Source organism: Pseudomonas sp. Ant30-3 (assembly GCF_000690905.1).
Classification (GTDB): domain Bacteria; phylum Pseudomonadota; class Gammaproteobacteria; order Pseudomonadales; family Pseudomonadaceae; genus Aquipseudomonas.
Genome location: NZ_JMCL01000126.1, coordinates 1 through 11,533, shown reverse-complemented (window position 1 = coordinate 11,533; position 11,533 = coordinate 1). Strand labels below are relative to the sequence as shown.

At 59.5% G+C, this 11,533-nt stretch carries 5 protein-coding genes; 2 read left to right on the top strand and 3 right to left on the bottom strand.

Annotation, left to right across the window (positions count from 1 at the left end):
* Window positions 1-125: 125 nt before the first annotated feature.
* The gene (locus DU29_RS0125715) at window positions 126-3,974 is read right to left on the bottom strand and encodes a bifunctional diguanylate cyclase/phosphodiesterase (protein WP_050483181.1); all 3,849 of its coding nucleotides are present in this window, start codon (window positions 3,972-3,974) and stop codon (window positions 126-128) included.
* Window positions 3,975-4,260: 286 nt separating this feature from the next.
* On the opposite strand from DU29_RS0125715, the gene ettA reads away from it, so the two are divergent.
* Both ettA and gdhA read left to right on the top strand, forming a co-directional pair.
* Window positions 4,261-5,925, top strand: a complete 1,665-nt coding sequence (ettA, locus tag DU29_RS0125710) for an energy-dependent translational throttle protein EttA (RefSeq protein ID WP_028624287.1) — start codon at window positions 4,261-4,263, stop codon at window positions 5,923-5,925.
* 361 nt (window positions 5,926-6,286) lie between these two features.
* A complete protein-coding gene (gene gdhA, locus DU29_RS0125705) occupies window positions 6,287-7,624 on the top strand; it encodes an NADP-specific glutamate dehydrogenase (protein ID WP_028624286.1) in 1,338 nt (445 codons plus the stop codon).
* Here gdhA and DU29_RS0125700 read toward each other — a convergent pair.
* Both DU29_RS0125700 and DU29_RS0125695 read right to left on the bottom strand, forming a co-directional pair.
* A complete protein-coding gene (locus DU29_RS0125700; protein WP_028624285.1) occupies window positions 7,621-8,115 on the bottom strand; it encodes a GreA/GreB family elongation factor in 495 nt (164 codons plus the stop codon). The genes gdhA and DU29_RS0125700 overlap by 4 nt on opposite strands.
* Window positions 8,116-9,453: 1,338 nt before the next feature.
* Window positions 9,454-11,307 (bottom strand): Lnb N-terminal periplasmic domain-containing protein, encoded by a 1,854-nt coding sequence (locus DU29_RS0125695; protein WP_028624284.1) that lies wholly within the window; start codon window positions 11,305-11,307, stop codon window positions 9,454-9,456.
* Between the last annotated feature and the right edge of the window lie 226 nt (window positions 11,308-11,533).

The following is an 11,533-nucleotide window of genomic DNA, read 5'->3' as shown; positions in this document are numbered from 1 at the left end:
GAGGGGGCTTGCCCCGTTCGACTGCGAAGCAGTCGCAAAACCTGCCTGCATCAATCGACTGGACCAGTGCCAGGCTCCGCTTCGCCACCCAACGGGGGCAAGCCCCCTCGCCACAGGATTGCGCTTCACTCGAACACGAACAGCGCATCATTACAGAACTGCGCCTCGAACCTGGCTGCCGGCATCGGCCGTCCGAACAGGTAACCCTGAACCTCATCACAGCCATGTTCACGCAGGAATTCGAGCTGCTCATGGGTTTCCACGCCCTCGGCGATCACTGCCAGGTTCAGGCTGTGCGCCATGGCGATGATCGCCCGGGCGATCTGCGCATCCTGCTCGCCGGACGGCAGGCCATCGACGAATGTCCGGTCGATTTTCAGCACATCGATCGGGAACTGCTTGAGGTAGTTGAGCGATGAATAGCCGGTGCCAAAGTCGTCGACCGCAATGCTCAGCCCGAGATTTTTCAAGCCGTCGAGAATCTGCATGGCCTCGTTGACTTCACGCATCAGGATACTTTCGGTCAGCTCCAGTTCCAGGCACGCCGGCGGCAGCCCGGTATCCTTGAGGATGGTGGCGATGCGCGTGCCCAGTTGCCCGTCGGAGAATTGCCGCGCAGAAATGTTCACCGAAATCTTCGGCACGCGTACCTTGGCCTGATGCCAGGTCTTGAGTTGACGACAGGCTTCGCTGATCACCCAGTCGCCGACATCCACCACCAACCCAAGCTCTTCCAGCACCGGAATGAAATCCCCCGGCGGCACCAGGCCACGGCGCGGATGGCGCCAGCGCAGCAGGGCTTCGGCACCGGTCAGACGCTTGCCGTCGCCGCTGAACTGCGGCTGGTAATACAACGTGAATTCGTCCTGCTCGAGGGCGTGGCGCAAATCGCTTTCCAGCTCCAGACGCTCCAGCGCACTGGCGTTCATGTCGGTCTGATAAAACTGGAAGTTGTTCTTGCCGCGCTCTTTGGCGTGGTACATCGCGGTGTCGGCGTTTTTCATCAATTGACTGAGTTCACTGCCATCCTGCGGGCTCAGCGCGATGCCGATGCTGGCAGTGACAAAGAACTCGCGACCTTCCAGCACAAACGGTTTCACCAGGCTGGCGAGAATCTGCTCGGCGACATGAATCGCCCGGTTCAACGCCACCTCGCGGCTAGCCCGCGGTTGCAGCAGCAGGGTGAATTCGTCACCGCCCATGCGCGCTACGGTGTCGTCATCGTCAACGCAACCGAGCAGGCGCGTGCCCATTTCCTTGAGCATGCGATCGCCGGCAGCGTGACCCAGGGAATCGTTGATCGGCTTGAAGCGGTCCAGGTCGAGGAACATCAGCACCACCCAGGACTTCTGCCGCTCCGCCGATTGCAGCGCAGTGTGCAGACGATCCTGAAACAGGGTGCGGTTGGGCAAATGCGTCAGGGCGTCGTAATAGGCGAGGCGGTGAATCCGCTGTTCGCTGGCCTTGCGCTCGCTGATGTCGCTGAAGAAACACACATAACTGGCCAAGTCGCCTTCGTCATCGAGCACCGCCGTGATCCCGACCCAGGCCGGGTAATGTTCGCCATTGCGCCGGCGCAGCCACACTTCACCTTCCCAGGTACTGTGCTGATTCAGCTGCTTGATCACATAACGCAGATGCGCGTTCTGCTGTTCATCCACGGTGAGCATGTTCGGCAGCTGATCGAGCACTTGCTCCACCGCATAACCGCTGACGCGACTGAACGCTTCGTTGGCCTGGACGATGTAGCCGGCCGGGTCGGTGATCAAAATTGCCGACGTCGAGTGTTCGAAAACGGTGGCCGCCATGCGCAAATCCTTCTCGGCGCGGCGTTGCTGACTGACATCGCGACCGACACCCAGCACCCCTTCGAAAGCGCCATGTTCGTCCCAAACCAGCACCAGTCTTAGCTCGATCGGGATCTTGCGTCCGTCGGCGCGCAGGCAATCGAACAGAAACAGCTGGGTTTGTACCTGATTGCGCAACTGTTCCAGCTGCTCGGGTTTGTCCAGCGCCTTGCTCACCCGGTCCATCAACTCGGTGATGCCGGCCAATTGTTGCGGGTTGGCGATGGTCGATTGCCAGCCGTTCTGGAAAATCCAGTCAGCGTCGTGGCCCAGCACGGTTTGCACTGAAGGGCTGACGTAATTGAGCGACAGTTTGCTGTTGGTGGAAAAAATCACGTCGCTGATGCTTTCGGCGAGCATTCGGTAGCGTTGCTCGCTGTCGCGCAAGGATTCGCTGGCTTCGATCTGCTCGGTGACATCCTTGGCTACACCGATGATCCGCGTGACCTGTTCGTGCTTGTCACGCGCCAGCGCTTGCTCGCGTATGTCGAAGCGCCGCCATTGGCCATCGCGGTGACGGAAACGCAGCTGACATTGCAGTAACTGGCTGTAACCGGCCTGCCGCTGAATCTGCCGGGAGCGGTGGTAATGGTCGGCGTCTTCGGGATGCAAAAGAATTTCCCAGAAGTATTCGCCCATCTGGTGCAGTTCAGTGCGGTTGTAGCCGAGGGTCTGGCCCAAGTGGTGGTTGCTGAAAATCATCCGCTGGCTGACCACGTCCTGCACGTACAGGTGATCAGGCACGGTGCGCACCACGTCCGACCAGAATCCTTCACGCTCAAGCAGTGACAACTCGATCAGTTTACGACTGGTAATGTCGCTGATACTGAGGATCACCGCTTTATAGTCGCTGGTGTCTTCGGGCAGACGCAACACCAGCCACAGATGCTGATCCCGGCCGTTGGCGTCCTCGCGCGTGATCTCCAGTTCCAGCTGTTTCTGTTGAGTAAGGACCGCTTCCAGGACCTGAGTGCCGATGGCCGCGCCGTCCAGTGAATGGCCGGCGATCAGCACGTTCCAGGCTTGATCGGGTGAATTGACGTTGAGCAGTTGCAGGGCGACCTGATTGACCTCGGTGATACGCAGTTGCTGCAGTAACAGACGTTTTTGCTCCGGCACAGCCAGCCACGCGCCCAGTTCCGCGCCGGTGCGCAGCCTGGCCTTGTCGAAGACGCCCTTCAGGCTTGAGACATCCAGGACACAAAGCGCCACGCCGGTGCCGTCGAAAATATCCTGATAGCGCCGCCGACCCTCGCTAACCTGAAGTTGACGGCGTCGCATGTTCAGCAACGCAATCAGTGGCAGCAGGGAGAATGCCAGTCCCAACAGGCATTTTCCGATAAAGGCTGGCAGTAGCTCCTCGATCACACGTTGTCGGTTAAACAGGCCACGCATCTGCCAGTCGCTGCTGCTCAGGGGAACCGTGAGCACGCTGTCGGCCAGATCGTCCGCCGTCAGCAGGGCAGGTCGGATCGCAGGCAGCATCTCGTCGCGACTGATGATCTGGTGATTGAGACGATTTTCCACCAACCATAAAGGCCGGATGACTCCATCGTCGTGCTGGGTCAATGACGAGAAAAACGTGGGTGTCAGACGCAGCGCCCAGTAGCCACGACCGCTGCCACTGGCCTGATGCAGCAACAGATGCACGGTCGAGCCGTCCTCGGCATTGCTGAAATAGTGGGCCTGATTACGGCTGCGGCGTACCAGATCGGCGAGGTAGTCGGCGTCGGTGGCGTTGTCCGCAGTGTCGCTGAGAATTTTCCCGGATGGGCTCAGCAGCGCGAGGCTGCGCACCTCCGGCAACGACCGTTGCACTTTGCGCAACAAGGCCTGCTGCTCGGCGGCGCTTTGCGGCTGCTCGACAATGGGCAGCAGGTTCAGCGCGATCTGCGCATTCAGGGCCATATTGAGGCTGACTTGCGCGGCCAGGTCCGCAGTGTGGTCAATGGTGTACTGGCGCTGGTTCTTCTGGGTTTCGCGCAGCTGATCGAGCAACTGCCAGAACAGCAATGCCAACAGCAACAGCACCAGTGTCGCCAGTGCGCCTTTCAGGGTTCCGCGCAGAGGGGAGCCGGGCGCAACGGGGGCTGCACGAGAGGTCAGGGTCGAAGAGGCATTGGACAAACTGTAATCCTGCGGTTTGGCTGGACTGGCGCGACGTGCACTATAAGCCGGACGCCCGAAGGGCGGCTAGCATGCCTTGAGTTGTGGCAAAGTGCCAGTCCCGCTCGGCTGGACTGCCACCCATCATTAAGGTAGCTTTGCCGGTTACGTGGGAGCGTTCCAGCTCCTAGACTCAGACTTTCTTCAGCGCGCACGCATTGGTCCTTATCAGGCGGACGACGCGCACGGTCTGGCCGGGCCTCGCCCGCGCTCCAATCATTCATCTGTCACTGACCCAAGGTTCTCCATGGCTCAATACGTCTTCACCATGCATCGGCTGGGCAAAGTTGTTCCGCCGAAGCGGGAAATCCTGAAAAACATTTCGCTGTCATTCTTCCCCGGCGCCAAGATCGGCGTGCTCGGCCTCAACGGTTCGGGTAAATCCACGCTGCTGAAAATCATGGCCGGCGTCGATACCGAGTTCGAAGGCGAAGCCCGTCCGATGCCGGAGCTGAACATCGGTTACCTGCCGCAGGAACCGATCCTTGATCCCACCAAGACCGTGCGTGAAGTGGTCGAGGAAGCGGTCAGCGTGATCAAGAACGCCCAGGCTCGCCTGGACGAGGTTTACGCCGCTTACGCCGAAGAAGATGCCGACTTCGACAAGCTGGCTGCCGAACAGGCCAAGCTGGAAGCCATCCTGCAAGCCAGCGACGGCCATAACCTGGAGCGTCAACTGGAAGTCGCCGCCGACGCGCTGCGTCTGCCGGCGTGGGACGCCAAGGTCGAATTCCTCTCTGGTGGTGAAAAACGTCGCGTGGCCTTGTGCCGCTTGCTGCTGTCCGCCCCGGACATGTTGCTGCTCGACGAACCGACCAACCACCTGGACGCCGATTCGGTCGCGTGGCTGGAGCATTTCCTCCACGACTTCCCGGGTACCGTGGTTGCGATCACGCACGACCGTTACTTCCTCGACAACGTCGCCGGCTGGATTCTCGAGCTCGACCGTGGCGCCGGTATCCCGTACGAGGGCAACTACTCCGGTTGGCTCGAAGCCAAATCCGACCGTCTGGCTGCCGAATCCAAGTCGCAATCGGCCCACGAAAAAGCCATGAAGGAAGAACTGGAGTGGGTGCGCAAAGGCGCCAAGGCCCGCCAGTCGAAATCCAAGGCACGTCTGCAACGCTTCGAAGAAATGCAGTCGCAGGAATTCCAGAAGCGCAGCGAAACCAACGAGATCTACATCCCGGCGGGTCCTCGCCTGGGCGACAAGGTCATCGAATTCAAAAACGTTTCCAAGGGTTATGGCGATCGCGTATTGATCGACAACCTGTCGTTCTCCATGCCTAAAGGCGCGATCGTCGGCGTGATTGGTGGTAACGGTGCCGGTAAATCGACCCTGTTCCGCATGCTGATGGGCAAGGAAACGCCGGATTCGGGCAGCATCGAAGTCGGCGAAACCGTGCAACTTGCGTGCGTCGATCAGAGTCGCGAAGACCTGGACGGCAGCAAGACTGTATTCCAGCAAATCTCTGACGGTTCCGATCAGATCCGCATCGGCAACTATGAGATTCCGTCGCGTACCTACGTCGGTCGCTTCAACTTCAAGGGTGGCGATCAGCAGAAGTTCGTCAAGGACCTGTCCGGTGGTGAGCGCGGCCGCTTGCACCTGGCGCTGACTCTGAAGGAGGGCGGCAACGTCCTGCTACTCGACGAACCGTCCAACGACCTCGACGTTGAAACCCTGCGTTCACTGGAAGAAGCCCTGCTGGACTTCCCGGGCGCCGCCATTGTGATCTCTCACGATCGGTGGTTCCTTGACCGTGTCGCGACGCACATCCTGGCGTACGAAGACGACTCGCAAGCGGTGTTCTTCGAAGGCAACTACACCGAATACGAAGCCGATCGCAAAAAGCGTCTCGGCGAAGCGGCTGCCCAGCCGCACCGTGTACGGCACAAAAAACTGGCCTGATGTCGGGTCGGTTGCATGGAAAACGGAGCCTTCGGGGCTCCGTTTTTTTGTGCATTCTTTCAGTGACACCGAGTCGCGTTCTTCGCGAGCAGGCTCGCTCCCACAAGGGGGCGATGCCAGCCTGTAAAACGCGGTCCAATGTGGGAGCGAGCCTGCTCGCGAAAGCAGCGTAACTGTTGGTGCACAACTCAATTGTGAAGACCCAATCAGGTGCAAAATAAGTTCGTAAAAGATCTCTATTTATATTCTGTGCACCATTTAACTTCATAAATGCGACGATTTAATCTATTCCGGTACACAATCCGTTTGTTACAGTCCGGCTCAATCTCCTCCAACGACAACAATTTGCCGAGACTTTTCCATGATCGAATCCGTCGACCATTTCCTCGCTCGCCTGAAAATACGCGACCCGGATCAGCCCGAATTTCACCAGGCCGTAGAAGAAGTCCTGCGCAGCCTGTGGCCGTTTCTCGAAGCCAATCCGCACTATTTGAACGCCGGGATTCTCGAGCGGATGTGCGAGCCGGAGCGGGCTGTCGTTTTTCGTGTTTCCTGGGTCGACGATCATGGCAACGTGCAGGTCAATCGCGGTTTCCGCATTCAGATGAACAGTGCGATCGGACCGTACAAGGGCGGTCTGCGTTTCCATCCTTCGGTCAACCTCGGCGTGCTGAAATTCCTCGCCTTCGAACAGACGTTCAAAAACTCGCTGACCTCACTGCCCATGGGCGGCGGCAAGGGCGGTTCGGATTTCGACCCGAAAGGCAAAAGTGATGCCGAAGTCATGCGCTTCTGCCAGGCCTTCATGAGCGAGTTGTATCGCCATATTGGCGCAGACGTTGACGTTCCGGCCGGCGACATCGGCGTCGGGGCGCGCGAGATCGGTTTCCTGTTCGGTCAGTACAAACGCCTGAGCAACCAGTTCACCAGCGTATTGACCGGCAAAGGCCCGAGCTATGGCGGCAGCCTGATCCGCCCTGAAGCCACCGGTTTTGGCTGCGTGTACTTCGCTGAAGAAATGCTCAAGCGCAGCGGCGAGACCCTCGAAGGCAAACGCGTGGCCATCTCGGGTTCCGGCAACGTGGCTCAATATGCTGCGCGCAAGGTCATGGACCTGGGCGGCAAAGTGATCTCGCTCTCCGACTCCGAAGGCACGCTGTACTGCGAGGCGGGTTTGACCGAGGAGCAATGGCTGGCGTTGCTGGAGTTGAAAAATGTCCAGCGTGGACGGATCAGCGAACTGGCCGGGCGCTTCGGCCTGGAGTTCATGGCCGGCCAGCACCCTTGGTCGCTGAGTTGCGACATTGCGCTCCCGTGCGCGACGCAAAACGAACTCGATGCGGACGCTGCTCGCACGCTTCTGCGCAATGGCTGCGTGTGTGTGGCAGAAGGTGCGAACATGCCGACGACACTGGAGGCCGTGGACGTATTTATCGAAGCCGGCATTTTGTTTGCGCCGGGCAAAGCGTCCAACGCTGGTGGCGTGGCGGTGAGTGGTCTGGAAATGTCCCAGAACGCCATGCGCCTGCTGTGGACCGGCGGCGAAGTGGACAGCAAGCTGCATGCAATCATGCAGTCGATTCACCACGCCTGCGTGCATTACGGCGAAGAAAACGGACGGGTTAACTACGTCAAAGGCGCGAACATCGCCGGCTTCGTCAAAGTCGCCGACGCCATGCTCGCGCAAGGTGTGGTTTAAGCCGGTTCGATGCGGATGACTTCGATCGTCTGATCGCCGGCCGGGCGCTGCCACAGAACTTCGTCACCCAACTGCGCCCCGAGCAGGGCCCGACCCAGCGGTGAGCCCCAATTGATCAGGCCCGCTGCCGCGTCGGCCTGGTCTTCACCCACCAGTTGCACCGTCTGTTCGCTGTCATGCTCGTCGGCGAACGTCACGCGGCTGCCGATCTGGACTTTTTGCGTCGAACTGGCGGTTGATACCACCTGTGCGCTTTGCAGGCGCTGATTGAAATAGCGTAAATCCCGTTCGAGGTCTGCCTGGCGTTGTTTGTCCGCCTGTTCGCCCTTGGCCGATTGAGCACTGTGCAGTTGTTGCAGCTCGGCGACCTTGGCCTGCAGTTGGGCGTGGCCGGTTGGCGTGACGTAATTGGTCTGCGCGCTGATCTGCCGTTCAACCGGCTGATCAGCTTGCGCAGCGGCGTTATCTTCATTGACGAAAGCGCGACTCATGGTTTTCTCCCTTGATAAGGATTGGGCCATGGCTGCGTTCATTGGTTTCATGTCTTCAGTTCTGAAGGAGCCTGGCTTGCCAGCGATGGCGTCTTCGGAATCGCCATCGCCAGCAAGCCGGCTCCTACGAGGTTTGTGTCTTGGCGACGCTCGGGAATATGCCCTCAATCCTGTAGGAGCCTGGCTTGCCAGCGATGGCGTCTTCGGAATCGCCATCGCCAGCAAGCCGGCTCCTACGAGGTTTGTGTCTTGGCGACGCTCGGGAATATGCCCTCAATCCTGTAGGAGCCTTGCTTGCCAGCGATGGCGTCTTCGGAATCGCCATCGCCAGGAAGCCGGCTCCTACGAGGTTTGTGTCTTGGCGACGCTCGGGAATATGCCCTCAATCCTGTAGGAGCCGGCTTGCCAGCGATGGCGTATTCGGAATCGCCATCGCCAGCAAGCCGGCTCCTACGAGGTTTGTGTCCTGGCGACGCTCGGGAATATGCCCTCAATCCTGTAGGAGCCTGGCTTGCCAGCGATGTCGTATTCGGAATCGCCATCGCCAGCAAGCCGGCTCCTACGAGGTTTGTGTCTTGGCGACGCTCGGGAATATGCCCTCAATCCTGTAGGAGCCTGGCTTGCCAGCGATGGCGTCTTCGAAATCGCCATCGCCAGATCAAGCCGGCTCCTACGAGGTTTGTGTCTTGGCGACGCTCGGGAACATGCCCTCAATCCTGTAGGAGCCTGGCTTGCCAGCGATGGCGTCTTCGGAATCGCCATCGCCAGCAAGCCGGCTCCTACGAGGTTTGTGTCTTGGCGACGCTCGGGAATATGCCCTCAATCCTGTAGGAGCCTGGCTTGCCAGCGATGGCGTCTTCGGAATCGCCATCGCCAGCAAGCCGGCTCCTACGAGGTTTGTGTCTTGGCGACGCTCGGCAATATGCCCTCAATCCTGTAGGAGCCTGGCTTGCCAGCGATGGCGTCTTCGGAATCGCCATCGCCAGCAAGCCGGCTCCCACGAGGTTTGTGTCTTGGCGACGCTCGGGAATATGCCCTCAATCCTGTAGGAGCCTGGCTTGCCAGCGATGGCGTATTCGGAATCGCCATCGCCAGCAAGCCGGCTTCTACGAGGTTTGTGTCTCGGCGACGCTCGGGAATATGCCCTCAATCCTGTAGGAGCCTGGCTTGCCAGCGATGGCGTCTTCGAAATCGGCATCGCCAGCAAGCCGGCTCCTACGGGTTTTGTGTCTTGGCGACGCTCGGGAATATGCCCTCAAACCTGTAGGAGCCTGGCTTGCCAGCGATGGCGTCTTCAAAATCGCCATCGCCAGCAAGCCGGCTCCTACAAAGGCTGGATCAATAGTGATACCACTTCACTTCCAGCATCACTTCGTTTTCCGGCGAGGCGAGGTGGCTGAATTCGCGTTGGGCGCTCAGGCGCAAGCCGAGGTTGCGCGACAATTCCCACTGCTGATTCAGGCTGACGCTACGACGTACTTCACCATTGGTGAAGAAGTCGCCCTTGGCTTCCAGGCTGAAGTTGCCCAACGGGTTGTGCCACAGCACACCGCTGTTGAAACCCGCAGCGGGTGAAATGAATTCGGCAAAGTCGTTGTTGTGCTCGACGCGCACGGTGCCCAAAGCGAAACCAAGCATGTCCTCGCTCAATTGCCAGGTGCCGCCGGCGCCGCCATTGACGTGGCTGACCAGGGTTTCGTCGTCGTGCTTGCCGGGCACTCGCTCCAGGCCGCCGGTGACTTGCCATGACAATGGCTGCAATAACTCGTTGCGTGGAGTCAGCGAGCGGATCGTCGCCAGATCCAGTTGCTGCAATTGCCAGTTATTGCCTTCGTACTGGCGCAGTTTCATCTGCAGGATTTCAATCTGAGCGCCCAGCGGGAAGCTCTCGGTGTTGTCGTTGAGATCGTGATACGCCATGCGCAGGCCATATTCGCCAAAGGCCTGATCGCCGCGAGTACCGATGCCGGCCTGCCAGGTGCGCGATTCATGGCCATCCTCGGGGAGGCCGGGCTGCGGGATGTCCAGCTCCGGCGCCGGGTTCTCATTGATCGCTCGCAGCAGTTCAAAGCTGCGCTGGGCACGATTTGCATCGCGCTCCTGACCGTTGGCCCGGTAGCGTTCGAGACGGTAGGCGGCGTCGATGATCAGCGCCTGGCGGTCGCGAGGCTGCGCCTTGAAGGCCGGCTCCTGTAACTGTTTCTGGTCGGCGCTGACTTTCAGCACCCACTGTTGCTCTTCAGGATCCAGCGGTTCGGCGCGACTCAGCAGCTCACGCTCGCGGGAAGGACGGTATTGGATCGATTCCACCAGCCCGGCTTCTTTCACCGCTTTGACCGTGTCGGTCGGAATCGCGGTCAGCGGGAATTGTTCAGTCAGACGCAGACCCGGCCGCGCCACTTGCAGCAATTCCAGCAAGCGATAGGAGCAGTTTTCGTCAAAGAAAAAATAATCGAACTGGATCTGCTTGAGTTCCCAGACGTGCTCGACCATGCGCTCGGTTTCCGCCTGCGTCAGGTTCAGCCGGTATTCCCACAGGTCACGGTTTTCCAGGCTGCGGTATTCCGAGAGTTTCTCCTGATAGGGCACGAGCGCGAACAGGCCCGGGTAGCCGCCCATCAAGCCTTTCCATGCGTACAGGATGCTGTTGTCCGAGCCTTCAATGTAGGCGCCGAAGTTGATCGCGTAACTGAGCAGCGCGGTCTTGTCGGTTTGCACATCGGCCTGATCGATGCGCAGCAAGGTGTGACCGAACATCGACGAAGGACTGTTCAGATAGGCCGCAGGGAAAATCATCACCGCGCTGTGCGGCGCCACATCCTTGAACCATTGTGTGAATTCGGCACAGTCCGGCTTCGGCAAATCGGTCAGGCTGAGTTGCGCCTTGAGCCAGCGGGTACGCGCCGGGTAGACGCATTGAGCGTGTTGCTCGCCTTTACTAGCTGGGGCGTAAAGCGCCTGCACGGTCGCCGCCAGTTCGCGATCGGGGTGTTCGTTGCCGTCGGCCGCGAGAAAGAATTTACGGTCGCTGACATAGCTGCGCCAGCCCCCGAGTTTGGCGGTTTCGTAATGGCCCAAAGAAATCCAGAAGGGATCGTTGGCCAGTTGCTGCAAACGTTGATTGTCGATATGTGGCGCGGCGGACAGCGGGGCGCAGACACAGAGCGCCAGCCAGGCAAGGCGTTTGAGCATAGTGGGCAACTTAAGTCGGAAAAGATAAAGACCCGTAAGGCAATCCGTTCCCGTAGGAGCCGGCTTGCTGGCGATGGCATCGACACGCTGCTTTTGAATGACCGCGGTGATGCCATCGCCAGCAAGCCGGCTCCTACAGGCACGATTCACGAAAGAGGGCAGGTCCAAAAAACAAAACCCGCTCCCCGAAAGGAGCGGGCGGTCGAGCTTATGCTTGAGTGGCGTA

Bases quoted from the DNA above. Each gene is read 5' to 3' on its own strand.
- gdhA (WP_028624286.1), top strand. From the start codon at position 6,287: ATGATCGAATCCGTCGACCATTTCCTCGCTCGCCTGAAAATACGCGAC.
- DU29_RS0125695 (WP_028624284.1), bottom strand. From the start codon at position 11,307: ATGCTCAAACGCCTTGCCTGGCTGGCGCTCTGTGTCTGCGCCCCGCTG.
- DU29_RS0125700 (WP_028624285.1), bottom strand. From the start codon at position 8,115: ATGAGTCGCGCTTTCGTCAATGAAGATAACGCCGCTGCGCAAGCTGAT.
- ettA (WP_028624287.1), top strand. From the start codon at position 4,261: ATGGCTCAATACGTCTTCACCATGCATCGGCTGGGCAAAGTTGTTCCG.